The organism is Leifsonia lichenia (genome assembly GCF_054780215.1).
Genome location: NZ_BAAGWT010000002.1, coordinates 737,229 through 761,079, shown reverse-complemented (window position 1 = coordinate 761,079; position 23,851 = coordinate 737,229). Strand labels below are relative to the sequence as shown.

The 23,851-nt window shown below is 68.3% G+C and carries 24 protein-coding genes and 4 tRNA genes; 15 read left to right on the top strand and 13 right to left on the bottom strand.

What is annotated here, in order from left to right; all coding sequences use genetic code 11:
- Genes ACYVGI_RS08190 through ACYVGI_RS08180 form a run of 3 tightly spaced genes read right to left on the bottom strand, consistent with a single transcriptional unit; the run spans nt 1 to nt 3,169 of the window.
- Complete coding sequence (locus tag ACYVGI_RS08190) at nt 1-939, bottom strand: carbohydrate ABC transporter permease (RefSeq protein WP_460632120.1); 939 nt, start codon at nt 937-939, stop codon at nt 1-3.
- Nucleotides 936-1,823 carry a carbohydrate ABC transporter permease gene (locus ACYVGI_RS08185; protein ID WP_460632119.1) on the bottom strand — a complete coding sequence of 296 codons (888 nt, stop codon included), beginning with the start codon at nt 1,821-1,823 and terminating at the stop codon, nt 936-938. The genes ACYVGI_RS08190 and ACYVGI_RS08185 overlap by 4 nt, the downstream gene beginning before the upstream one ends.
- Nucleotides 1,820-3,169 (bottom strand): ABC transporter substrate-binding protein, encoded by a 1,350-nt coding sequence (locus ACYVGI_RS08180; protein WP_460632118.1) that lies wholly within the window; start codon nt 3,167-3,169, stop codon nt 1,820-1,822. Before ACYVGI_RS08180 ends, ACYVGI_RS08185 begins: the two co-directional genes overlap by 4 nt.
- 79 nt (nt 3,170-3,248) lie before the next feature.
- Between ACYVGI_RS08180 and ACYVGI_RS08175 the strand changes: the two genes are divergently transcribed.
- On the top strand, nt 3,249-3,881 hold the full coding sequence (locus tag ACYVGI_RS08175) for a TetR/AcrR family transcriptional regulator (RefSeq protein ID WP_460632117.1): 633 nt from the start codon (nt 3,249-3,251) through the stop codon (nt 3,879-3,881).
- Between the two features lie 83 nt (nt 3,882-3,964).
- Here the strand turns inward: ACYVGI_RS08175 and ACYVGI_RS08170 are convergent, their stop codons facing one another.
- The 4 genes from ACYVGI_RS08170 to ACYVGI_RS08155 all read right to left on the bottom strand — a co-directional run bounded on the left by ACYVGI_RS08170 (nt 3,965) and on the right by ACYVGI_RS08155 (nt 9,166).
- Nucleotides 3,965-6,103 carry a 3-hydroxyacyl-CoA dehydrogenase NAD-binding domain-containing protein gene (locus ACYVGI_RS08170; RefSeq protein WP_460632116.1) on the bottom strand — a complete coding sequence of 713 codons (2,139 nt, stop codon included), beginning with the start codon at nt 6,101-6,103 and terminating at the stop codon, nt 3,965-3,967.
- Nucleotides 6,104-6,106: 3 nt separating this feature from the next.
- Nucleotides 6,107-7,312, bottom strand: coding sequence for a thiolase family protein (locus ACYVGI_RS08165; protein WP_460632115.1), 1,206 nt, complete (start codon nt 7,310-7,312; stop codon nt 6,107-6,109).
- Between the two features lie 71 nt (nt 7,313-7,383).
- On the bottom strand, nt 7,384-8,580 hold the full coding sequence (locus ACYVGI_RS08160) for an HRDC domain-containing protein (RefSeq protein ID WP_460632114.1): 1,197 nt from the start codon (nt 8,578-8,580) through the stop codon (nt 7,384-7,386).
- Complete coding sequence (locus ACYVGI_RS08155) at nt 8,573-9,166, bottom strand: DUF3000 domain-containing protein (RefSeq protein ID WP_460632113.1); 594 nt, start codon at nt 9,164-9,166, stop codon at nt 8,573-8,575. The genes ACYVGI_RS08160 and ACYVGI_RS08155 overlap by 8 nt, the downstream gene beginning before the upstream one ends.
- Nucleotides 9,167-9,266: 100 nt before the next feature.
- Between ACYVGI_RS08155 and ACYVGI_RS08150 the strand changes: the two genes are divergently transcribed.
- Nucleotides 9,267-10,484 (top strand): alpha/beta hydrolase family protein, encoded by a 1,218-nt coding sequence (locus ACYVGI_RS08150; protein WP_460632112.1) that lies wholly within the window; start codon nt 9,267-9,269, stop codon nt 10,482-10,484.
- On the opposite strand, the gene ACYVGI_RS08145 is transcribed toward ACYVGI_RS08150, so the two are convergent.
- The gene (locus ACYVGI_RS08145) at nt 10,481-10,924 is read right to left on the bottom strand and encodes a SufE family protein (RefSeq protein WP_460632111.1); all 444 of its coding nucleotides are present in this window, start codon (nt 10,922-10,924) and stop codon (nt 10,481-10,483) included. The genes ACYVGI_RS08150 and ACYVGI_RS08145 overlap by 4 nt on opposite strands.
- Before the next feature lie 9 nt (nt 10,925-10,933).
- Complete coding sequence (locus ACYVGI_RS08140) at nt 10,934-11,833, bottom strand: sulfurtransferase (protein ID WP_460632110.1); 900 nt, start codon at nt 11,831-11,833, stop codon at nt 10,934-10,936.
- Nucleotides 11,834-11,988: 155 nt separating this feature from the next.
- On the opposite strand from ACYVGI_RS08140, the gene zapE reads away from it, so the two are divergent.
- From zapE to ACYVGI_RS08120, 4 genes are all read left to right on the top strand, one after another.
- Complete coding sequence (gene zapE / locus ACYVGI_RS08135; RefSeq protein WP_460632109.1) at nt 11,989-13,038, top strand: cell division protein ZapE; 1,050 nt, start codon at nt 11,989-11,991, stop codon at nt 13,036-13,038.
- Nucleotides 13,039-13,252: 214 nt separating this feature from the next.
- On the top strand, nt 13,253-14,527 hold the full coding sequence (locus tag ACYVGI_RS08130; protein ID WP_460632108.1) for an ammonium transporter: 1,275 nt from the start codon (nt 13,253-13,255) through the stop codon (nt 14,525-14,527).
- A gap of 114 nt (nt 14,528-14,641) precedes the next feature.
- Nucleotides 14,642-15,949, top strand: a complete 1,308-nt coding sequence (locus ACYVGI_RS08125; RefSeq protein WP_460632107.1) for an ammonium transporter — start codon at nt 14,642-14,644, stop codon at nt 15,947-15,949.
- Complete coding sequence (locus ACYVGI_RS08120) at nt 15,858-16,370, top strand: type II toxin-antitoxin system PemK/MazF family toxin (RefSeq protein WP_460632106.1); 513 nt, start codon at nt 15,858-15,860, stop codon at nt 16,368-16,370. Before ACYVGI_RS08125 ends, ACYVGI_RS08120 begins: the two co-directional genes overlap by 92 nt.
- A gap of 49 nt (nt 16,371-16,419) precedes the next feature.
- Here ACYVGI_RS08120 and ACYVGI_RS08115 read toward each other — a convergent pair whose 3' ends face one another.
- The 3 genes from ACYVGI_RS08115 to ACYVGI_RS08105 all read right to left on the bottom strand — a co-directional run bounded on the left by ACYVGI_RS08115 (nt 16,420) and on the right by ACYVGI_RS08105 (nt 17,142).
- Nucleotides 16,420-16,791 (bottom strand): hypothetical protein, encoded by a 372-nt coding sequence (locus ACYVGI_RS08115; RefSeq protein WP_460632105.1) that lies wholly within the window; start codon nt 16,789-16,791, stop codon nt 16,420-16,422.
- A complete protein-coding gene (locus ACYVGI_RS08110; RefSeq protein WP_460632104.1) occupies nt 16,758-17,003 on the bottom strand; it encodes a hypothetical protein in 246 nt (81 codons plus the stop codon). The genes ACYVGI_RS08115 and ACYVGI_RS08110 overlap by 34 nt, the downstream gene beginning before the upstream one ends.
- Nucleotides 17,004-17,069: 66 nt before the next feature.
- Nucleotides 17,070-17,142 (bottom strand) — tRNA-Val (locus tag ACYVGI_RS08105).
- A gap of 164 nt (nt 17,143-17,306) precedes the next feature.
- Between ACYVGI_RS08105 and ACYVGI_RS08100 the strand changes: the two genes are divergently transcribed.
- The 9 genes from ACYVGI_RS08100 (at nt 17,307) to ACYVGI_RS08060 (ending at nt 22,887) form a co-directional block, all read left to right on the top strand.
- Nucleotides 17,307-17,379, top strand: a tRNA-Gly gene (locus tag ACYVGI_RS08100).
- Nucleotides 17,380-17,432: 53 nt separating this feature from the next.
- Nucleotides 17,433-17,506 (top strand) — tRNA-Cys (locus tag ACYVGI_RS08095).
- A 20-nt stretch (nt 17,507-17,526) separates the two neighbouring features.
- Nucleotides 17,527-17,601: transfer RNA gene (locus tag ACYVGI_RS08090), tRNA-Val, on the top strand.
- Nucleotides 17,602-17,732: 131 nt separating this feature from the next.
- Nucleotides 17,733-17,987 carry a hypothetical protein gene (locus ACYVGI_RS08085; protein WP_460632103.1) on the top strand — a complete coding sequence of 85 codons (255 nt, stop codon included), beginning with the start codon at nt 17,733-17,735 and terminating at the stop codon, nt 17,985-17,987.
- Nucleotides 17,988-18,136: 149 nt separating this feature from the next.
- Nucleotides 18,137-18,718 carry a cyclodeaminase/cyclohydrolase family protein gene (locus ACYVGI_RS08080; protein ID WP_460632102.1) on the top strand — a complete coding sequence of 194 codons (582 nt, stop codon included), beginning with the start codon at nt 18,137-18,139 and terminating at the stop codon, nt 18,716-18,718.
- The gene (locus ACYVGI_RS08075; RefSeq protein WP_460632101.1) at nt 18,715-19,626 is read left to right on the top strand and encodes a bifunctional methylenetetrahydrofolate dehydrogenase/methenyltetrahydrofolate cyclohydrolase; all 912 of its coding nucleotides are present in this window, start codon (nt 18,715-18,717) and stop codon (nt 19,624-19,626) included. The genes ACYVGI_RS08080 and ACYVGI_RS08075 overlap by 4 nt, the downstream gene beginning before the upstream one ends.
- A 91-nt stretch (nt 19,627-19,717) precedes the next feature.
- Nucleotides 19,718-20,095: a hypothetical protein gene (locus ACYVGI_RS08070; protein ID WP_460632100.1), complete on the top strand. Its 378-nt coding sequence runs from the start codon at nt 19,718-19,720 to the stop codon at nt 20,093-20,095.
- A gap of 186 nt (nt 20,096-20,281) precedes the next feature.
- Complete coding sequence (thrS, locus tag ACYVGI_RS08065) at nt 20,282-22,264, top strand: threonine--tRNA ligase (RefSeq protein WP_460632099.1); 1,983 nt, start codon at nt 20,282-20,284, stop codon at nt 22,262-22,264.
- The gene (locus tag ACYVGI_RS08060) at nt 22,252-22,887 is read left to right on the top strand and encodes an HIT family protein (protein WP_460632098.1); all 636 of its coding nucleotides are present in this window, start codon (nt 22,252-22,254) and stop codon (nt 22,885-22,887) included. The genes thrS and ACYVGI_RS08060 overlap by 13 nt, the downstream gene beginning before the upstream one ends.
- Nucleotides 22,888-22,972: 85 nt before the next feature.
- Here the strand turns inward: ACYVGI_RS08060 and pdxY are convergent, their stop codons facing one another.
- Nucleotides 22,973-23,824: a pyridoxal kinase PdxY gene (gene pdxY, locus ACYVGI_RS08055; protein WP_460632097.1), complete on the bottom strand. Its 852-nt coding sequence runs from the start codon at nt 23,822-23,824 to the stop codon at nt 22,973-22,975.
- Between the last annotated feature and the right edge of the window lie 27 nt (nt 23,825-23,851).

Genomic DNA, 23,851 nt, shown 5'->3' with positions numbered 1-23,851 from the left:
CTACTTCACGGCTCCTTCGGTGAGACCGCCGCGCCAGAACCGCTGCAACACGATCATGGCGATTGCGAGGGGGATGATCGACAGCAGCACGCCGCCGGTGGTCAGCTCGTAGAACTCGGGCAGACGGTCGGTCTGGCTGCGCCAGTTGTTGAGTCCGAGGGTGATCGGGTACAGAGTGTTGTCCGACAGCATCACGAGCGGCAGGAAGTAGTTGTTCCAGATGCCGACGAGCTGGAACAGGAAAACGGTCACCAGCGCCGGCACCATGATCCGCAGGCCAACCGTGTGGAAGATCCGCAGTTCGCCTGCCCCGTCGATCCTGGCGGCCTCGATCAGGGCCGTGTCGACCGTGGCGTCCGCGTAGATCCGGCAGAGGAACAGGCCGAACGGCGACACCAGCGACGGCAGCAGCACCGACCAGTACGTGTTCGCCAGCCCGAGCTGACTGAACAGCAGGAACAGCGGCAGGGCCGTCGCCGTTCCTGGCACGAGCACGCCGCCGAGCACCAGGCCGAAGATCAGGCCGCGCCCCCGGAAGACGTACTTCGACAGCGCGTACCCGCCCGCGGCGGCGAAGTAGGTCGCGAGGATCGCGCCGACCCCGGCGTACAGCACCGAGTTCGCGAACCAGCGCACGAAGATGCCGCCGTCGTAGGTCAGCACCTCGCCGAGGTTGTGCCAGAGCGCGAAGGTCGGGGCGAACCAGAAGCCGTTGGTCGAGAACAGGTCCTGCGTGGTCTTCGTGGCGGCGATGATCACCCAGTAGACCGGCACCAGGAAGTAGACGGCGACCACGACCAGGATGCCGGTGACCAGGATGCGCATCCCCGGCCTGCGCCCTGCCGAGCGGTCCGGCCCGGTGCCTCGCGCCTTCTGGGCCGTGATGGAGGACGTGCCGGGGGCGGCGACGCTGCCGGTCTGGGTGTCTGTTGTGGTCATTTCGCTCTCCTGTTCGTGAGACGCAGGAACGCGAACGACAGCAGGAACGCGACCAGGGCGATGAGCACAGCCTGCGCGGCTGCGACGTTGTAGTCGTTGTACGCGAACGCGGTCGTGTACGCGCTGAGGTTGGGCGTGTACTCGCTGTCGATCGCGGGGGAGACCGTCTGCAGCACCTGCGGTTCGGCGAAGAGCTGCAGGGTGCCGATGATCGAGAACACGGTGGTGAGCATCAGCGCCGGTTTGATCAGCGGCAACTGGATGCTCGTCGCCACCCGCCAGGGGCTCGCGCCGTCGACCTTCGCCGCCTCGTACACCTCGGTCGGGATCGACTTGAGCTGAGCGATGATGATCATCATGTTGTAGCCGGTGTACGTCCAGGTGACGATGTTCGCGATCGACCAGAGCACCGTGTTCGGCCCGAGGAAGTCGATCTGAAGGCCGAACGCTCCCGCGAGGTCCACCAGCGGGCTGAGCCCTGGCACGTAGAGGAACGACCACAGGATGGTCGCGACCACGCCTGGAATGCCGTACGGCAGGAAGTACACGGCCCTGAACATCCCCGGCCAGCGCGCGGACGCCGACTCGAGCAGCAGGGCGAGCACGGTGCACAGCGCGATCATCAGCGTGACCTGAACGACGCCGAACAGGAGCATCCGGCCGATGGATGCGATGAAGTTCGGGTTCGAGAGCGCCTGCGCGTAGTTGGCGAACCAGGCGAACTCGCTCGTCACGCCCTTCTCGCCGAAAACGCCCTGCCTGGTCACCTTGGTGAAGCTGCTGCCCACCGCCACGATGATCGGGAGGATGAACGTGAGCAGGAACAGGGCGAGGAACGGCCCGAGCAGCACCCACGGAGCCCAGGAGCGCCGCACGCCCCTCACGAGGTCACCTTCTCGATGCTGAGTCCCTTGTCGCGGAACGCGGTGACGATGTTCTTCTCGCTCAGCACGATCGCGTCCACCAGCGAGAGTCCGGACGCCTTCTTGCGGAACCCGTCGGCGAGGATGTTGAACGACTGCTGTGTCAGCGGCCACCACGACCAGTCCTGGTTCTGCTGCCGAGACGCGGGGAGGAAGACCTCCTCGTTGTAGTTCTGGCCGCCGAAGAACTTCGACGGCTTCTGCCGCGCGGTGCCGATGAAGTCGGCGGAGGGCGACCAGCCGATGCCGCTGTTCTCGATCATGGCGTCGATGCCCTCGTGGCTCGTGGTCATCCAGACGGCGAACTCCAGCGCCTCTTTCGGATGCTTGCTGTTCGCGAGCACCGCGGCGGTCGAGCCGCCGAGGTAGCTGGAGCCGTAGCCGGTCGTTCCGTCGGAGCCCCACCGTGCCATCGGGGCGACCCGCCACTTGCCCTCGCCTCCCGAGACGCCCTCGAGCAGCGCGTCGCCCCAGCTCGCGCTGGTGAGACCGGCGATCTTGTCCGAGGCAGCGGCGGCGAACCACGGCGTGGTGTACGCGCCGTACGCGGTCTGGATCACGCCGTCGTCGATCGCCTTGTCGAAGAACCGGGCGGCGGTGAGGGTGGCGTCGTCCGTCATGTTCACGGTCCAGCGGTCGCCGTCGACCGCGAACCAGGATGCGCCGGCCTGACCGGCGACCGCAGCGAACCAGGACGGGTCGGCGTAGTTGAAGGTGTCGATCCAGGAACCGGCCTTGCGCAGTTCGGCGCCGGTGCGCATCCACTCGTCCCAGGTGGTCGGGGCGGAGGCGCCGACCTTCTCGAACAGGTCCGGCCGGTGGTAGAACGCCATCGGTCCGGAGTCCTGCGGGATGGCGTACACGCCGTCGACGTAGCTGACCTGCTTCCAGAGCGTCGGGTCGTAGCGGTCGGCGTAGTCGTTCGCGCCGTAGCGGGCCAGGTCGACCAGACCGTTCACGAGCATGAACTCCGGCACGGAGCGCAGCTCGACCTGGGCGAGGTCGGGACCGCCGCCCGCCGCGAGGGCCGAGTACAGCTTCTGGTATCCGCCGCTGTTGCCGCCCGGGATCCAGACGGCCTCGACCTGCACATCCGGATGCGTGGCGTTCCACACATCCGCGACCTTCTGCAGGTCTTTCAGCCAGGCCCAGTACGTGAGGGTGATCTTCTCGCCGCTCGCGGCCGGCTGGATGAGCGGCCTGCTGTTGACGGAGGTGGTGCCGGGGGTGCTGCACCCGGCGAGCAGCGCGGTGACCCCCGCCGCCGCTCCCAGGCCGAGGAGACTTCGTCGTGTGAGTTGCGCCATGTCCTTCACTTCGTTGTGAGTGGGAATACGAGTACTGCGACCCTATACAAAACTAGCGCGGGTGACCTAATTTGGTTTCGTGGACACCGAGATCAGCGGTCCCCGCCGTCGCGGACCGTACGCCAAGAGCGCAGCGCGCCGCCGTCAGATCGTCGAAGAGGCGTACCGCGTGTTCGCCACCCGCGGCTACCACGGCAGCTCCCTGCGTGAGATCGCGGCGGCGGCGGGGATCAGCCTGTCCAACCTGCAGCACTACTTCACCGGCAAGGAGGACGTGCTGCTCGCCGTCCTGGAACTCCGCGACGAACTCGGCGCCGGTCTTGACGCCTCGGCGCGCGACCTGCCGTTCGAGCGGCACATCGTGGCGCAGGCGGCTGCCAATGAGCGCATCCCCGGCGTCATCGCGCTGTACAGCGTGCTCTCCGCCGAGGCCGTGACCGACGACCACCCTGGCCGTGACTACTTCCTCGGCCGCTACGACACGCTCCGCACCGAGTACGAGGGAGAGTTCGTCGCCCTCCGCGACCAGGGCCGCCTGCGCGACGACGTGGACCCGGCGGTCGCCGCCGCGACCGTGATCGCGCTCTGGGAGGGCATCCAGCTCCAGTGGCTATACACGCCGGACCGGATCGACGCGGCTGCCACGCTCCGCGCCTACCTCGACCTGGTGCTCGCGCCGGCGCCCGCAACGGCGAAGCCGGTCGTCGGCTAACCCACGAGTGGTCCCGAATTGCCGTGCGGCTCGACGCGCGCGCGGCAATTCGGGACCACTCGAATCCGGGACCACTCGTGGGGTTAGAGCACGCCCTTCACCGGCGGGTGCTGGAACGTGTCCCCGAACACGCGCTCGGAGGCGCCGACGCGGTCGAGGTACGGCGTGATGCCGCCCATCTGGAACGGGAAGCCCGCGCCGAGGATCATGCACAGGTCGATGTCCTCCGGCGCCGCGACGACGTGGTCGTCCGCGAGCATCCGGTGGATCTCGTCGGCGAGGCCGTCTTCGAGGCCGCGCAGGATCTGCTCCTTGGTCCACGGGTTCTTCCCGCCGGAGACGATCTTCGCCGCCTGCTTGTCGATGCCCTTGACCCTGCCCTTGGAGTCCTTCTCCAGCAGCGTGCCGTGCTCGGCCAGCTTGTGCAGGTTCTCGCTGCGGTAGAACCGGTCGGGGAACGCGGCGTGGTGCGTGTCGAGCACGTGCGCGCCGACCTTCAGCCCGACCAGGTCGAGCAGGGCGGACGGCGGCATCGGCAGGCCGAGCGGCGCGAACGCCTCGTCGACGGTTTCGAAGGGCGTGCCGTCATCGACGGCGTGCATCGCCTCGCCGAGCACCTTCGCCAGCACGCGGTTGACCACGAAGCCGGGAGTGTCGGCGGTGATGACGGCGTTCTTCTTGAGCGTCGCCGCCGTGACCATCGCTGTCGACAGCGTCGCCTCGTCCGTGTTCGGGGTGTTCACCACTTCGATCAGCGGCATGACAGCGACCGGGGTGAAGAAGTGGAAGCCGACCAGGCGCTCCGGGTGCTTCAGCTTCGCGCCGATCTGCTCGACCGACAGCGACGAGGTGTTGGTGGCGAGCACGGCGTCGTCGGAGATGTACTGCTCGATCTCGGCGAAGACGTCCTGCTTGACGGACAGTTCCTCGAACACGGCCTCGATCACCCAGTCCGCGTCGGCGAAGAGGGACTTGTCGGTGGTGCCGGTGACCAGCGCGCGCAGGCGGTTGCCCTCATCCGGTGAGATGCGGCCCTTCTCCTGCAGCTTGCCGATCTCATCGTGGATGTACGCCACGCCCTTGTCGACGTGCGCCTGGTCGAGGTCGGTGATGACCACGGGCACCCGCAGCCGGCGCACGAACAGCAGCGCGAACTGGCTGGCCATGTATCCAGCGCCGATCACGCCGACCTTGGTGACCTTCTTCGCGAGCTTCTTGTCCGGCGCACCTGCCGGGCGCTTGGCCCGCTTCTGCACCAGGTTGAAGGCGTAGATGCTGGCCTGGAACTGGTCGCCGGAGATGAGCTCGGCGAGCACGTCGTCCTCGCGCTCGAACCCCTCCTCCTTGGTGCCCGACTTGGCCGCCTTGAGCAGGTCGAGCGCCGCGTACGGCGACTTCGGCACGGTGCCGATTCGGCTCTCCAGCATTTTGCGGGCGATGCCGATGGCCGCATCCCACTTGACCATGCGCTCGACCTTGCCAGGCACGTTCGGTCGCTTCACGGTGAGCTCGCCGGTGAGGACCTTGTCCGCCCAGCGCAGCGAGTCCTCGAGGAAGTTCGCCGAGTCGAAGATCGCGTCGGCGATGCCGAGGTCGAAGACGTCCTGCGGCTTCAGCATCCTGTTCTGCTTGAGCGGGTTCTCGACGATCACCTTGAGGGCGTTCTCGATGCCGATCAGGTTCGGCAGGATGTACGCGCCGCCCCAGCCGGGGATGAGGCCGAGGAACACCTCGGGGAGGGCGAAGGCCGCGGCGGAGCGGTCGATGGTGCGGTAGTCGGCGTTCAGCCCGATCTCGACACCGCCGCCGAGCGCGAGGCCGTTGGTGAACACGAACGACGGGACCCCGAAGGTCGCCTGCTTGCCGAGCACGTAGTGACCGAGCTGGGGGAGCAGCTTCGCGACCTCGACGCTCGGGATGTCTCCCACCCTGCTGAGGTCGGCGCCTGCGGCGAGGATGAACGGCTTGCCCGTGACGGCGACCGCGTCGATCTCGCCGCGGCCGGCGCGCTCCGTCAGCTCGTCGAAGGTCTTCCCGAGCTCCAGGAGGGTCGCGGGGCCCATCGTGTTCGGTCGCGTGTGGTCGCGGCCGTTGTCGAGGGTCACCAGTGCGAGCGTCTTGCCGCTCGGCAGCGGGATGTCCTTGACGAACGAGTGGGTGACGACCTCGTCGGAGGTGAGGTCGACGAGCGGGGTGAAGTCGATCTTGCTGTAGTCCGTCACGTTTCAGCCCTTCTTGGCGCGCTTGTTGTAGTGGGGGTTCTCCCAGATGACGGATCCGCCCTGGCCGAGTCCGACGCACATCGCGGTGAGCCCGTAGCGGACCTCGGGGTGCTCCTCGAACTGACGGGCGAGCTGGATCATGAGCCGGACGCCGCTGGCGGCGAGCGGGTGGCCGACGGCGATGGCGCCGCCCCACTGGTTGACACGCGGGTCCTCGTCGTCGATGCCGAAGTGGTCGAGCAGCGAGAGCACCTGGATCGCGAACGCCTCGTTCAGCTCGAACAGGCCGATGTCGTCGATGGTGAGGCCCGCCTTGCGGAGCGCCTTCTCGGTCGACGGCACGGGGCCGATGCCCATGATCTCCGGCTCGACGCCGGCGAACGCGAAGCTCACCATGCGCATCTTCGGCTGCAGGCCGAACTCCTTCACCGCGTCGCCGGACGCGAGGATGCTCGCGGTCGCTCCGTCGGTCAGCGGCGACGAGTTGCCCGCGCTGACGCGGCCGTGCGGGCGGAACGGGGTGCGGAGGGTCGCGAGCGACTCCATGTTCGTCTCCGGGCGCATCCCCTCGTCCTGGGTGGCGAGGCCCCAGCCGCTCTCCGAACGGATCGCGACAGGCACGAGGTCGGGCTGGATCTTGCCAGCGGCGTATGCGGCGGCGGTCTTCTGCTGGCTGCGCATCGCGAAGCGGTCGGAGCGCTCCTTGGTGAGCGCGGGGAACCGGTCGTGGATGCGCTCGGCGGTCATCCCCATGTTGAGGGCGTCCTCGCCGACCAGGCGCTCCGAGAGGAAGCGCGGGTTCGGGTCGGCGCCGAAGCCCATCGGGTGGCGTCCCATGTGCTCGACGCCGCCGGCGATGGCCAGGTCGTATGCGCCGAACGCGATCCCGGAGCCGAGGGTGGTGACGCTGGTCATCGCGCCCGCGCACATCCGGTCGATGGCGAAGCCTGGCACGGACTTGGGCAGTCCGGCGAGCAGCGCGGCGGTGCGGCCGAGGGTCAGGCCCTGGTCGCCCTGCTGCGTCGTGGCGGCGATGGCCACGTCGTCGATCCTGTCCTTGGGCACGTTCGGGTTGCGCTCCAGCAGGTCGATCATGGCCTTGACCACCAGATCGTCCGCTCGCGTGTTCCAGTACTGCCCTTTTTCGCCGGCTCGCCCGAACGGAGTGCGAACTCCGTCGACGAAGACGACATCAGCTCTATCGGCCACAATGCCTCCCAAATCAGGTCGAATTCGATCCTAGGGACGCGGAGGAACGGGGAAGAATCGTTTGATTCTTTCTACGAATCCACTTCCGTGGTCTCCGGGCCGTTTTGGCTGGCTTCCACAAACGCCTGGGCGATCGACTGTGAGGTTGCCTCAATCTGCCAGGGTCGTGCGCCCCACTCGGCGAGGGCGGCTGCGATGGCTGCAGCGTCGATCTCGGCGGGCGGATTCCAGGCGACACGGCGCAGCGTCTCCGGCGTGAGCAGGTTCTCGATCGGGATCGACAGCTCCTCGGAGAGGGCCGTGACGGCGGCGCGGGCCGCCTTGAGCCTGGCGTCCGCCTCCGGGTTCCTGTCCGCCCACGCGCGCGGAGGGGGAAGGGTGTCTCCGTTGCCACGCATCACCGGGAGGTCGTCCGTGGTGCGTCCGGCCTCGATGGCCTCCCACCAGCGGTCGAGCTCCGTCCTGCTCGCTCTGCCGTTGAACTCGCGGAGCGCCGCGAGGCCGCGCTTGGTCTCCGGCATGGCCTTCGCTGCGGCGGTGAGCGACGCATCCGGAACCAGGCGGCCGGGCGCGATATCGGTGGTGCGGGCGAGCTCGTCGCGGCTCAGCCACAGCTCACGTGCGACGGCGAGATTGCGGATGCCCCTGATCGAGTGGATGCCCGACAAGCGCCGCCAGGGCTCGCTGCGGACCACCTTGAGGTCGCGGGCGAGCTCGTCGGCGAACTCCTGCTGGGCTATCCCGGTCTTGCCCTGCTCCTCCAGCAGCGCGGCGATGGCGTCCCGGAGGTCGGGCAGCAGCTCGACGTCGAGCGCTGCGTAGACGAGCCAGGGCTCCGGCAGCGGCCTGGTGGACCAGTCGGCGGCCGAGTGCTCCTTGGCCAGGTGGATGCCGAGCAGTTCCTCCACGACGGTGCCGAGGCCGACCCGCGGCATCCCGAGCAGGCGCGCAGCGAGTTCGGTGTCGAACACGTGCTTCGGGTCGAGTCCCACCTCGCGCAGGCAGGTGAGGTCCTGGGTGGCCGCGTGCAGCACCCACTCCTCGTCGGCGATGGCGGCGTTCAGCTCGTCGAAGCGCCCGATCGGCGGAGGGTCGAACAGAAAGGTGCCCGCCCCGCGACGGAAGACCTGGATGAGGTAGGCCCGCTGAGAGTACCGGAAGCCGCTCGCGCGCTCGGCGTCGACGGCGACGGGGCCGTTCCCCGCCGCGATCGTCTCGACGGCGTCGAGGTATTCGTCCCTGGTCGCGATGACGTGATGGTCAGCCACGCGGCTCCCGTCTCGTCAGCAGGCTGACGCCCTCTCCGGTCGGAGGCAGCCCGGCGAGCATACACAGCAGCTCGCCCCACCCTTCGACGTGCGCGGTGATGTCGCTCTCCAACGGGCTCCAGGATGCGCGCAGCTCGATCTGCGAACCGTCGCCCTGGGCGGCGAGCTCGCCGAAGCCGGTGGAGATGATCTTGGTGGCGGTGCCGCTGGCCGCCGTGTACTTCGCGTGCCGCGCATCCAGTGCATCCACCAGCCACGACCAGGCGACATCGGCGAGGAACGGATCGAGACCGATGTCGGTCTCCAGCGGCGCCTGCGCGAAGCAGACGATGCGGAACGGGCCGCCCCACGCCTCCGGCTCGTCCTCGTCGTAGAGCAGGATGAATCGGCCGGTGCCGAGGTCGGAGTCGCTGCCGTGCCTGGTCGGACGCACATCGGCCGCCAGCGCGACGGAGTGCGGCGCGAGCTGGCCGGGAGCTGGGATCTCGGTGACCACGAGCTCCGGGCGGGACGTCGCGTGACGGATGGTCTCCAATGCCGCGGCGAACTCCGGGGGAGTGCGTGGGGTCGAGGGTGTTGTCGGCACGTTAGGAACACTATGGTCCATTCGGGGCATGTGACGGTACGGCACGCCGCCTGAGGAAGTCCTGAACACCCCGCGAACGCATCGGGGTTACGCTGGCGGCATGGCGCGTTCGACGTTCGCGAAATCCGTCCGCACGGCCGTCGTCGCGGCCGGTGTCCTCGGCCTGGCGGCCGGTGCGGTTGCTGTGCTGATCATGGCGAGGGTGGCTCGCACCGTCGTGACGCCGGTGCGCAAACGCCCGCAGAACCAGAGCATCCGGGCCGTCGACCTGGATGCGGGAACGGTGACGCTGCGCGAGACGCCCGACTCGTCCGTGCCCGGCCGCTACGGCCTCTGGTTCGCCGAGGACGCTGGCTACGCGAAGATCGGCGGCGTGATCTCCCGCGAGGACGGCTCCGTCACGCGCACGCTGGAGTCCGTCGCGTTCGGCGACCTCCGGCCCGGCCGAGGGCGCATTAGCGGCTACTACTACCTCGAACCCTCCGAGCTGGACTACCGGGTGGAGAGCGTCACCGTCGAGACCGAGCTGGGCGAAGCGCCCGGCTGGCTGTTCCCGCCTGAGCCGGGAGAGGACGCCGGTCGCTGGGTGATCCAGGTGCACGGCTGGGGCGCCACCAGGCAGGAGGGGCTGCGGGCCGTCCGCACCTTCCACGAGCAGGGATACACCGTGCTCCTCGCGTCGTACCGCAACGACGGGGATGCGCCGAACAGCGCCGACCGCCGCTACGGCCTCGGCGGCACCGAGTGGCACGACATCGACGCCGCGCTCCGGTACGCCGCCGACCACGGGGCCACGTCGATCGTGCTGATGGGCTGGTCGATGGGCGGCGCCGTCGTGCTGCAGACCGTCACCAGGTCGACCGCCACCGACCTGCTCCGCGGCCTCATCCTGGAGTCCCCGGTGATCGACTGGATCGACACCCTCGAATACCAGGCGAGGATGCTCCGCCTCCCCGACCCGATCACCCAGGGCGCGCTGCGCCTGATCGAGTCCACCTGGGGAGGGCCCATCACCGGGCAGGCGGCGCCGATCGACCTCACCAGCATGAACTTCGTCGCCCGCGCGGCCGACCTGAACCTGCCCACCCTCATCCTGCACAGCGACGACGACGGGTTCGTGCCGTCGACCGCATCCCGTGCCCTGGCGGAGGCCCGCAGCGACATCGTCACGCTGGTGCCGTTCGCGACCGCGCTGCACACCAAACTCTGGAACTACGACGAGGAACGCTGGAAGACGTCGATCGCCGACTGGCTCGCCGAGCACGTCGACGTCGAAGCCGACACGCCGGACGCGTCCGCCGTCGAAGCGGCCGGCTAGGCCGCCAGCTTCTCCCGCACCTGCCGCTTGGTGCGGCCGAGGAGCGCCGTCATGCCCCGGATGCGCAGGGGAGAGACCGCCTGCGTGAGCCCCAGCGTCTGCGGGTAGTCGTCTGGCACGGCCAGCACCTCGTCGGCCGTGAGACCGGCGAGACCCTGCGCCAGGATGGACGCGAACCCGCGCGTGGTGGGCGACTCCTGCGGAGCTGTCGCGTACAGGTGCACGATGCTGGCGCCGTCCACCTCCACGAAGATGTAGACGGGCGACTGGCACTCCTCGACCCGCTCGAACAGATCGGGATGGTCGCGGTAACGCTCGGGCAGCTCCGGCAGCTCCTCGGAGAACTCCAGCAGAAGCTGAAGTCTGTCGGGCTGCTCGAGCGCCAGGAAGTCGTCGCGGATCTCCGCGAGAGCGGGTGCCAGGGCCGCAGGATCAGTCATACGACAAGGCTACTTCGCCGGAACGGCCCCCGGCTCGCTGCCCGTCACGATCGGTACGCGCACAGCGGAACCCCACTCGGTCCAGGAGCCGTCGTAGTTGCGCACGTTCTCGAAACCCAGCAGGTGCGTGAGCACGAACCAGGTGTGGCTCGACCGCTCGCCGATGCGGCAGTAAGCGATCACATCGTCGCCCTCTTTCAGCCCCGCCTCGCCGAGATAGATGGACTCGAGCTCCGCGCGGCGCTTGAACGTCGCATCCGGTGCCGCCGCCCTCGCCCACGGCACGGACGCCGCCGACGGGATGTGGCCGGCGCGCAGTGCGCCCTCCGTCGGGTATCCGGGGATCTCGGTGCGCTCGCCGCTGTACTCCTCGGGCGAGCGGACGTCGATGAGCGGTTGGCCGAGATGCGCGAGGACATCGTCCTTGAACGCGCGGATGACCGTGTCGTCTCGCTCGACCACGGGGTATTCGACCGGGGTCACGCTCGGCTTGTCCTTGGTGAGCTCGCGGCCCTCGGCGATCCACTTGTCGCGTCCGCCGTCGAGCAGCCGGACGTCCTCGTGGCCGAACAGCGTGAACACCCAGAGCGCGTACGCCGCCCACCAGTTGTTCTTGTCGCCGTAGATCACCACGGTCGTGTCGCGGGCGATTCCCTTGGAACCGAGCAGCTCTGCGAAGCGCTCGCCGTCGACGTAGTCGCGCTGCACAGGGTCGTTGAGGTCGGTGTGCCAGTCGATCTTCACCGCGCCGGGGATGTGGCCCGTCTCGTAGAGCAGCACGTCCTCGTCGGACTCCACCACGGCCAGGCCGGGCTGCCCAAGGTGCTCGGCGAGCCACTCGGTGCTCACCAGCCGCTCGGGATGCGCGTAGTCGGCGAAAGCGGGGGAGCGGTCGACCTCGATGGACATGGTTGCATTACCTCCAGAGAGCGCCTCGTGAGCGCGAGGGGAACAATCGACTGCGTCGGTTTAGGCTGGACACCCCGACACTGTGCGAACTTACGTTCCAGGCTATCTGCGCGTAAACCGGTGCGGTAAGACTTCGACACAAAGGTGCAGCTTCCATGACGATCGACCAGACCGGCGCTCTCGTGCGCCTCGCCGACCGTGCCCCGCAGATCACCGGGGCCGAGATCGCGTCATCGCTGGTCCCGCCGTCGCAGTTCCACAACGCCACCTTCGAGTCGTACCGCCCGGACCACGACTACCCGTCGCAGGCGGAGGCCGTGAGCATCCTGCGCACCTTCGCGAAGTCGTGGGAGCCGCAGCGCCCGGCGGGACTGTTCAGCCGCAACCGCAAGAAGGCGGAGACGAAGCCGGGCGTGTACCTCGACGGCGGGTTCGGCGTCGGCAAGACCCATCTGCTCGCATCCCTCTGGCACGAAGCGCCCGGCCCCAAGTACTTCGGCACGTTCATCGAGTACACGGCTCTGGTGGGGGCGCTCGGCTACGCGGGCGCCGTCAACCTGCTCCGCGGCTCCGCCCTGATCTGCATCGACGAGTTCGAGCTCGACGACCCGGGCGACACGATGATGATGACCAGGATGCTCGGCGAGCTCGTCGCATCGGGGACCCGTATCGCGGCCACCAGCAACACCCCGCCCAACGCGCTCGGCGAGGGCCGGTTCGCCGCGAGCGACTTCCTGCGCGAGATCCAGTCGCTGTCCGCCAATTTCGAGACCATCCGCATCGACGGGCTCGACTACCGCCGCCGCGACACGGAAGGGCGTGCGGTCACCGTCGAACGCGAGGAGTACGACAGGATCACCGGCGCGCTCAGCTCGCGCGGCGAGACCGTCACCAGCGACGACTTCGACGCGCTCATCGCGCACCTGGCGACCGTGCATCCATCGCGGTACATCAAGCTTCTCGACGGCGTCGACGTCATCGGGCTCACCGATGTGCGCATCCTGCACGATCAGATGGCGGCGCTCCGCCTGGTCGCGTTCATCGACCGCGTCTACGACGCCGAGATCCCGATCGTGCAGACCGGCACCCCGCTCAGCGAGGTCTTCGACGAGGAGATGCTGGGCGGCGGCTACCGCAAGAAGTACCTCAGGTCCGTCTCCCGCATGATCGCGCTGACCACCGGGGAGCTTCCCCCGCACGACTGATGCCGCACGACTGACGCAGCACGCACGTCGGTGCACGACGGATTCGTGGCGGCGCGAAACACGATGTTTACATGCATTGTGGATGCGTAACAGACGCGAAACACGAGCATCCCTCCACGGAAACCTCCCGTGATGAAACTGGGCACACCCCGAAACGCTCACCGATCAGCCAGACCGGGGCCCGTGTGCATTCATGAGAGAGGTAGACCAACGTATGTTGCTACACACAGCAGCGGACTACGCACCCGCAGGGACCGTCAACTCCCTGTGGCTGCTCGTCGCCGCAGCACTTGTTCTGCTGATGACCCCCGGTGTCGCCTTCTTCTACGGAGGAATGGTCCGCGCCAAGAGCGTGATCAGCATGATGATGATGAGCTTCGGCGCGATGGCGATCGTGGGCGTCCTGTGGGTGTTCTACGGGTACGGCCTCGCGTTCGGCAAGCCGATCATCCCGCACTTCCTCGGAGCCCCCGACTGGTTCCTGTCCAGCCTGATGGGCAAGGACGGCATGACCCCCGACCTCGGCGGCCTCGCCTTCGCCGGGTTCCAGGCCACCTTCGCCATCATCACGGTCGCCCTGATCTCCGGCGCGATCGCCGACCGCGCCAAGTTCGGCGCGTGGATGGTGTTCGCGGGCATCTGGGTCACGGTCGTGTACTTCCCGGTCGCATACTGGGTGTTCAACCTGGCCGATGGATGGGCGCCCGCCGTCCTCCACGTCAACGACTTCGCCGGTGGCACGGCGGTCCACATCAACGCCGGTGCTGCTGGCCTCGCGCTCGCCCTGGTGCTCGGCAAGCGCGTCGGCTTCCAGAAAGGCATGTCGAAGCCGCACAACGTGCCGCTCACGCTCCTGGGCGCGGCTCTCCTGTGGTTCGGCTGGTTCGGCTTCAACGCCGGCTCAGAGGCCGCTGTCGACGGCGTCGCAGCGCTCGCCTGGATCAACACCCTCGCCGCTCCGGCAGCCGCGACCATCGGCTGGCTGATCGTCGAGAAGCTCAAGGACGGCAAGCCGACCTCCATCGGTGCGGCGTCCGGTGCGGTCACCGGTCTGGTCGCGATCACCCCGGCCTGTAACATCCTGACGCCCGGCTTCGCGATCCTCCTCGGCCTCGTGGCCGGTGCTGTCTGCGCCATCGCCATCGACCTGAAGTTCAAGCTCGGCTTCGACGACTCGCTCGACGTGGTCGGCATCCACCTCATCGGCGGCCTCATCGGAACGCTGTGGATCGGCGTCTTCGGCTTCACCCACATCGACGGCGACGCCAGCAAGGGCTTCTCCAGCCTGCTCTACGGTGGCAGCTTCGCGCAGTTGGGAGCGCAGGCGGTCGGCGCGTTCGGCGTCATGATCTACTCCTTCGTGCTCGCCTGGATCATCGGCACGGTCATCCAGCGCACGATGGGCTTCCGGATCAAGAACGAGGACGAGCTCGCCGGTGTCGACACGGTGGTGCACGGCGAAGAGGGCTACGCCCTCGAGACGGTCTGATCGGTTCGGCAGCCACACAGCACGCGAGCGGGGTGTCGCCTTCGGGCGGCGCCCCGTTCCGCGTGTGCGGCCCAGTAGGGTGTTGCTGCCCGGTTCGCGCGATGAGGAGGACGGATGACGCCTGCCACGAGCCAGCAGGTCGACGCCCTCCTGCTGCTGGTGAGCGCCACCTTCGTCATGGCGGTGGTCCCCGGCCTCGCGTTCTTCTACGGAGGGATGACGGGTGCCAGGGGAGCGTCGCAGGCATTCCGGGCAGCGCTCACCGGCTCCGCGATCGTCGTCGTCCTCGCGGTGCTCGGCGGCTACGGGATGCTCGCGGGCGTACCGCTCGTCGCCCACCTGATCGGGCGGCCGGACTGGGGTCTCGCCGACGTCTTCCGTCCGGGGCAGGGGACCGCATCCACTCTGTATCCGTTGGCGCGCGCCTGCTATCTGATCGCGGTGTGCGCGGTGGCGGTGACCATCCTGGGCACGGCCGTCGCCTCGCGGGTGACGCTGCGTGCCTGGGCCGTGTTCTCCGCGCTCTGGTCGGTGCTCGTGCTGTTCCCCGCCGGATACGCGGTGTTCGCGCTCGGCGACGGCTGGGCGGTGGCAGGGATGCACGTCATCGACTTCGGCGGAGCCATCCCGATCAGCCTCGCGGCCGGCAGCGGAGCGGCCGGGGTCATCCTCGCCTGCGGCCACCGCGACCATCCCGTCGCCGGCGAACGCCGTCTCCCGCTGGTGGCGGCCGGGGGAGCGCTCGTCTGGGTCGGCTGGTTCGGCCTCACGGTCGGCTCCGAGGGCGCCCTCGACGCGTTCGCCCCGCTGATCGCGCTGAACACGCTGATGGCGTCCGCGGGCGGCGCGTTGATGTGGATCATCGTCGACAGGGTGCTGCTGCGCCGGCCGACGGTCACGAGCGCGCTCTGCGGGGCCGTGGCCGGCCTGGTGGCGATCACCCCGGCATCCGGTGTGCTGACGCTCGGCTGGTCGCTGCTGCTCGGCGCGCTGGCCGCGATCGCCTGCGCGAGCATGGTCGACCTGGCCGCCAGAGCCCGGTTCGGCGTGCCCATGACGATCTGCGTCATCCACATCGTGGCGAGCCTGGTTGGCCTTCTCTACATCGGCCTGTTCGCCAACGGAGACGGGATGGTCGACAGCGGCAACTTCGACCTGTTCGTGGCGCAGGCGGTCGCCGGGCTCGGCGTGGCCGCGTACTCGTTCGTCGTCTCGCTGCTGATCGCGGTCGCGCTGCGCTACACCCTCGGGCTGACCAGGCTCCGGTATCGTGCGGACGGTGGCTTTCCCGATGAACCTCGTGCGCGCGATCGCGAACGCGCTGCTTCCGATGAAGAAGACGCCGCCGATCACGACCAGGACGACGACCCGGCCGACGACGCAGAAGCGCTCGGCGGTTCCGCCGCGGACAGCAGGGGATGAGCCCGGCCGTTCCGGCCCGTCCGCGACCGTCGAGGTCGACCCGCGCGCCATCGGCCGCGTGACGATGGCGTACGCCCCGAGCACGGACGGCGACGCCGACCCCGGCGAGATCGTCTGGACCTGGGTGCCGTACGAGGAGCGCGACGGCCGAGGCAAGGACCGGCCGGTGCTGGTCGTCGCCACCGAGCGCGCGGGCACGGTGCTGGCCGTGCAGCTCACCAGCCAGGCGCATCCCGGCCGCACAGAGTACGTGCCGATCGGCACGGGGGACTGGGATGCGCAGCACAGGCCGAGCTACGTGAACACCGACCGCGTCTTCCGCCTCCACCAGGCGGGGATGCGGCGCGAGGCCACGGCCCTCGACCGCCGCCGCTACGGCGCGGTGCGCGACGCGCTCGTCGCGCGCTACGGGTGGCGCTGAGGGGCTAGAGCTGCTGAGGGGCTGGAGCTATTGTGTTCGCCGTTCGGCGTCACGGGCCTCCGCTGAGGGAACAGTGGCGCAGTTCGCCGTTCCCGGACACGACGATCCCGGTCGGCGTGTCGTTGCCGGGCGGCGCGTAGATGACTCCGCCGCCGACAGTGTGCCCGCGCGGTTCGAGTCCGTCCACCTCGCTTCGCTCGGCAGGCCTCGGCCGCCCGCCGTCGAGGCAGCTGAAGTCATGATGGTCGTACTGCACGCGGGTGGGGATGGCCTGTGGCCACCAGTCCGCTGTTGCGGCGTGCAGGCTCGCGAGCGCGTACAGCCCGCCGATCCCGACGACCACGGCGAAGGCAGCGACGATTCCACTGATCCACCTGGTGCGCACCCTCACCGGTCGGCGGTCGCCTTCTGTCGCAGCCACGGCGAGACCTCCACGTCGCCCGCAGACGGCTCGTCGACAAACCCGCCTGCCCGCACGGCGAATTCGACTCCGGTGACCGTGGTCACGCCGAGCACGCCTGCTCTCGCAGGCGCATCGTCGCCGGCGGTTCTCTCGCCGTCGAACGGGGACGGCACGCTGACGCATCCCGCCAGTCCCACGGCGAGAACAGCCGCACCAAGCACAATGAACAAGCGCTTTATCGCATACCCCCGCGTGTCACGGTAGCAGGCCGCGATGGCGGCGATCGGGATCTTCGGTGGGCGATACCGGACTCGAACCGATGACCTCTTCCGTGTGAAGGAAGCGCGCTACCAACTGCGCCAATCGCCCTGGGGTTTCGCTGCCGTGAACCGGCTGCGAGACTCGATACTAGCCGACGAACAGGGGCGAGCGCACATCGACAGCGCGACACACCCGGCTGCGTCACCCGGTTTGGTTTTCCGCGTCGGCATCAGCTAAAGTCATTCAAGTGCCGCAGAGATGCGGAACGAAATGCGGATGTAGCGCAGTTGGTAGCGCATCACCTTGCCAAGGTGAGGGTCGCGAGTTCGAATCTCGTCATCCGCTCGAGTCAGCCCGACCGAAAGGTCGGGCTTCTCACAACGGTGGTGAACCCAAACGGTGGATTGGCCGAGAGGCGAGGCAGCGGCCTGCAAAGCCGTATACACGGGTTCGAATCCCGTATCCACCTCCAACCTGGAATCATTCAGGCTTGGGCGATTGGCGCAGCGGTAGCGCGCTTCCCTGACACGGAAGAGGTCACTGGTTCGATCCCAGTATCGCCCACCACGCAAAACCCCCGGTTCACCCGGGGGTTTTTCTGTTTCTCGGTTCGCGCCTACCCGGTTCGTGCATCCCCTCCGTATGCCTGTCGGAGAACTCCCGGCCGATCTGCCATCGAAACGATTGCACCGACCCGGGTGGTGGAGTCACATGATGGGCGCGGTATACAGCGACCGGGCACGGTCAATGCCTATCTGACGGCGTGGCTCATCAATGAACTGCGACTCCATCAGACGCCGTACATCGCCGGAGCAGGGGTGCGCGTGTTCGACGGCGTGCCTCCGCAGCAGTTCGAATCGACCCCGGTCCGTCAGGCGTCGCGGGTGACGCACCGGACCTACCGGCCGCTCGGTGCCCGCAGCACGGACCGGCGACTGACGAGCCCGCGCTGACGAGCCCTCGCTGACGAGCCCTCGCTGACGAGCCCTCGCTGACGAGCCCTCGCTGACGAGCCCTCGCTGACGAGCCCTCGCCGAGGGACCCTCGCCGAGGGACGCACGTCGAGGCCGGGCTGCGCTTCCGGCGTGGATAGGCTTGGTGGGTGCAACAGAGTTTGTGGGTGCTCCCCTCGTCGGAGCTGCTGTCGAGGACAGCATCGTCCGAACCGACCCCGGGCGGCGGTTCCATCGCTGCGATCACCGGGGCGCTCGGGGTGAGCCTCGTGCAGATGGCTCTCGCGGTGACGGCCGACCCGGAGCTGGACGCGCTGGGTGAGCGGCTCGCTGCCCTTCAGGGGCGCATCGTCCCCGGAGCGGATGCCGACGTGGCGGACTTCGAGAGCGTGATGTCCGCCTACCGCCTGCCGCGCTCGGACAACGCAGAGCGTGAGCAGCGCCGAGAGGCCATCGAGGCGGCGACCGTTGCAGCGACACAGCGCCCGCTCGCGCTCGTCGCGGCCCTCGTCGACGCCATCGACGCCGCACACGCGGCCGAGTCCGTCGTGAAGCCGGGAATCGTCAGCGACGTGATCGCGGGCCGCGACGTCATCCGCGGCGCCGCGTGGGCCGCCATCCGCACCGTCGACGTCAATCTCGCCCAGCTCGACCGCTCGAATTCCCTCCACGCGCCCGCCCTCCTCGCGACGCGCACGGAGCTCGCCCATCGTCTCCAGGAGGCCTCATGACCGCGACCGTGCTCGATCCGTCCCCCGTGGCCGCAGCCTTCCGCGACGAGGTCCGTGAGGATGTGGCACGGCTCCGGGCAGAGGGGCGCACGCTGCGCGTCGTCGGTCTCCTCGGCCAGGACGATGGGCCCGCCGCAACGTATGCGCGCTTCGCACGGCGGGGTTTCGACGATGTCGGCATCGACTTCGACCTCCGCCATGTCACGCCGGACGAGGCAGAGGCGGCCGTCGCGGCCGCGAACGTCGACGCGGAGGTCGACGGCATCTTCCTCTACTACCCGCTCGCCGGCCGCGACGACCGGTGGCTGCGCGAACTGGTCGACCCCCGCAAGGACATCGAGGGGATGCACTCCTTCTGGAGCCGCCTGCTCTACGAGAACGAGCGGTTCGTCGACTCCGGCCGCACGCTGCGTGCGATCCTGCCGTGCACGCCACTCGCCATTCTGAAGCTGCTGAACCGAGCAGGGATGCGCGGCACCAGCGGGAACGCCCCGCTCGAGGGTGTCACGGCGTGCGTGATCAACCGCAGCGAGGTCGTCGGACGCCCGCTCGCGGCGATGCTCGCCAACGACGGCGCCCGCGTCCACTCGCTCGACATCTCGGGAGCCGTCACCTACGAGCCCGCCATCGGACGGCACACCCACGAGGTGCGCTCCTCGGGTATCGACCGCGCCGCAGCGCTGGCAGACGCCGACGTCGTCATCTCCGCGGTGCCCTCCAGGGACTTCGAACTCATCCGCGGCGACGAGATCCGTGAGGGCGCGATCTGCGTCGATGTCGCGGAGTTCACCAACTTCGCCGAGTCGGCCAAGGAGCGGGCTGGCGTCTTCGTCCCGCGCGTCGGGCCGCTCACCGTCGCCATGGCGGCCAGAAACCTCATCCGGCTGGCGCACATCACGGGAAAGTGAGACGGAGCCACCGAGCACCGGGCCAGTGGACTCCGGGGAACCGCTCTGCCGGTGTGGGCGAGCTGGAGCCGCGGGGCGTAGAGTTCGCGACGTGACGGACAACACACAGGGGCAGGCGGAGACGCCGATCGCATACACCGCACTCGCCAAAGGCACGGCTGTTCTGGATGCTGACGGCGCCGAGATCGGCACCGTCGAGCACGTGCTCCAGGACAGCACGATCGACCTCTTCGACGGAATCGCCGTCTCGACTCGGCGGGGGCTGAGGTTCGTGGACGCCGGCGTGGTCGGCCGCATCACCACGGCCGCCGTGCACACGACGCTGACAGCCGCTGAGGCGGACGCGCTCCCCGAACCCGAGGGTACGGAGGTCTTCGACGCCGACCCGGACGAATTCGGCGGCAACGGCCTCAGCGCGTGGTTCGGGCGGATGTTCCTGCGCGAGCACTGGATGCGCCGCAACGACTAGCGGCCACGAGATACCGGTAACTGCGCCGATCCCACCCGATCTCGACGCCGTTTCTGGCATCTCGTCGTTTCCGGACCCGCGGCCTGTGGAGAACGCTGTGCGCTTCGCCCTGGCGCGCCAAGCCGCCCATCCCGTGCGCACTAAGGTTGAAGGGTTCCGATTAACACGATCCAAGGAGTGGAAAAGGTGGCTGACGGCTTCGAGCTCTTCACCGACCGTTCCGTTGTCGCGATGCGCGTCAACGGCGAGCTGAAAGATCTCGCAACGCAGGTCACGACTACGGACACCGTCGAACCGGTGACCATCGACTCCCCGGACGGGCTGAACATCCTGCGGCACTCGACGGCGCACGTGCTCGCGCAGGCCGTCCAGGCGATCAACCCGGAGGCCAAGCTCGGCATCGGCCCGCCCATCACCGACGGGTTCTACTACGACTTCGACGTCGCCGAGTCGTTCACGCCGGAGGACTTGAAGGCGCTCGACAAAGAGATGTCGCGCATCGTGCGCGCCGGTCAGCGTTTCGTGCGCAGGGTCGTCACGGACGACGAGGCGCGCGCCGAGCTCGCGAACGAGCCGTACAAGCTGGAGCTCATCGGGCTCAAGGGCGGCGTCGTGCACGGCGACACCACCGCGTTCGACGACAGCGAGTCCGTCGAGGTTGGCGGCTCCGAGCTCACCATCTACGACAATGTGGACCCGAAGACGGGGGAGACGGTCTGGAAGGACCTCTGCCGGGGGCCGCACCTGCCGAACACCCGGATGATCGGCAACGGCTGGTCGCTCACCCGCGTCGCCGCAGCGTACTGGCGTGGCAACGAGAAGAACAAGCAGCTCCAGCGCGTCTACGGAACGGCGTGGCCGACCAAGGACGAGCTGCGCGCTTACCAGACCCGCATGGAGGAGGCCGCCAAGCGCGACCACCGCAAGCTGGGCTCCGAGCTCGACCTGTTCAGCTTCCCGGAGGAGATCGGCTCCGGTCTCGCGGTCTTCCACCCCAGGGGTGGAATCATCCGCAACGAGATCGAGAACTTCATGCGCGAGCGCCTCATCGCGAACGACTACGAGCTCGTCAACACCCCGCACATCACCAAGGGCCGCCTCTACGAGATCAGCCAGCACCTCAACTGGTACAAAGACGGCATGTTCCCCGCCATGCACCTGGACGAAGAGGTGGATGCGGAGGGTCACGTGACCCGCCAGGGCCAGGACTACTACCTGAAGCCCATGAACTGCCCGATGCACAACCTGATCTATCGCGCACGTGGACGCAGCTACCGGGAACTGCCGCTGCGCCTGGCCGAGTTCGGCACGGTGTACCGCTACGAGAAGAGCGGCACGCTCTCCGGCCTCACCCGCGTGCGCGGCCTGACTCAGGACGACGCGCACATCTACGTCACCGATGAGCAGATCAAGGACGAGGTCGCGCGCCAGCTCGAGTTCGTGCTTGAGACGCTTCGCGGCTACGGCCTCACCGACTTCTACCTGGAGCTGTCCACCAAGGACCCCGACAAGTACGTGGGTTCGGACGAGAGCTGGGAGCAGGCGACGGAGACGCTGCGGCAGGTCGCCGTCGAGTCGGGGCTGGAGCTCGTCGCCGACCCGGGGGGGGCCGCGTTCTACGGTCCCAAGATCTCGGTCCAGGCTCGGGATGCGATCGGCCGCACCTGGCAGCTCTCCACCGTGCAGCTCGACTTCAACCAGCCGGAGCTGTTCGAGCTGGAGTACACGGCGGCGGACGGCACCCGCAAGCAGCCCGCGATGATCCATCGCGCCCTGCTCGGGTCGATCGAGCGGTTCTTCGCGATCCTGCTCGAGCACTACGCCGGGGCGTTCCCGGTGTGGCTGTCGCCCGTGCAGGTCGTCGGCATCCCGGTGGCGGACCAGTTCGGACCGTTCCTGGACGACGTCATCTCGCGTCTCAAGGCGCGCGGCGTGCGCGCCGAGGTCGACCACTCGGACGACCGGATGCAGAAGAAGATCCGCACGCACACCAAGGCCAAGGTGCCCTTCCAGCTCATCGTCGGCGAGGAGGACGCGTCGGCCGGCACGGTCAGCTTCCGCTTTCGCGACGGCACGCAGCGCAACGGCGTCACCGTGGACGAGGCGATCGACCGCATCGTGTCCGCGATCGAGAAGCACGAGCAGGTCGACACCGCATGGCTCGACTGAGCCTCGACGACTACGCGGAGAGCGCAGACCGCACCGGAAGCGCCGAGCGCGCGGCCGGAACGGCCGGCGCCGAGGAGGCCGGGGTCCGCATCGACGACCCCGGCTACCTCGTCGGCGTTCCCGACGAGTTCCAGCGACTGTGGACGCCCCACCGGATGGTCTACATCCAGCACGGGCAGCAGCCGGGTGAAGACGACTGCCCGTTCTGCGTCGCGCCGAGCATGAGCGACGAGGATGCGCTGATCGTCGCGCGCGGGAAGCACGCGTACGCACTGCTCAACCTGTTCCCGTACAACAGCGGCCATCTGTTGGTGTGCCCGTACCGTCACATCGCGCAGTACGACGAGGCGACGCCGGAGGAGGTCGCCGAGATCGGCAGCATCACCCAGACGGCGATGCGCGTCATCCGCGAGGTGTCGAAGAACGACGGCTTCAACATCGGAATGAATCAGGGAGCCATCGCAGGGGCGGGCATCGCGGCGCACCTGCACCAGCACATCGTGCCGCGGTGGGCTCAGGATGCGAACTTCCTGCCGATCATCGCCAAGACGAAGGCGCTTCCGCAGCTCCTCGGCGATGTGCGCGAGGCCATCGCAGCCGCCTGGCCGAACGACGACGCCTGATCGAAAGGCTGCGAATCCCTTCCTGACGAAAGCGCCCGCTCCGTTCCCGGTGCGGGCGCTTTCGTTCTCCCTGCTCGCAGCGTGCTCAGCGCACCTGGCGCACGACGAACTGCTCGCGCGGGTGCGCGTAGAACTCCTGCGACTCCACGAGCTGCAGCTCCCGCTCACCCGACTCCAGGGTGCGGGTCAGCAGGTCGTACACGCTCGACACGGTCTTGCGCAGGGCGGACTCGGCGCTTCCGTCGCGGAGGTAGTGCGCGGTGAACAGCGCGGCCGTCACGTCCCCGGAGCCGTTCGCCTTCATCGGCAGCCGCGGGGTCTGCACGATCCACGCGCCGGTGCCGTCGACGGCCAGCATCTCGATGGTGTCCTCTGGTCGGTCCGGGCGTTCCACGCTGGTCACGAGGACGGTGTCCGGGCCCATGGCGCGCGCCGCATCCACCGATTCGAGCGTGGACTCGAGCGTGTCGGGGGAGGTGCCGGTGAGGTAACCGAGCTCGAACTGGTTCGGGGTGATGATGTCGGCCACGGGAACCACGCGGTCCCGCAGCAGGTCCGGGATGGCCGGGGCGACGAAGCATCCGGACGTGGCGTTCCCCATCACCGGGTCGCAGGCGTAGACCGCATCCGGGTTGGCGGCCTTGACCCTGGCGACGGCGTCGATGATCACGTCTCCGATGCCCTCGCCGCCCTGGTACCCGGACAGCACGGCGTCGATCTGCCCGAGCACACCGCGCTCCTCGATGCCCGTGATGACCTCGCGCACGTCCTCCGGAGCGATCAGCGGTCCGCGCCAGGCGCCGTACCCGGTGTGGTTCGAGAAGTTCACCGTGTAGACGGGGAGCACCTCGACCCCGATGCGCTGGAGCGGAAACACGGCTGCGGAGTTGCCGACGTGGCCGTATGCCACCGCCGACTGGATGGAGAGGATCTTCATCCCTCGATCCTCTCATCCCGTGGAACC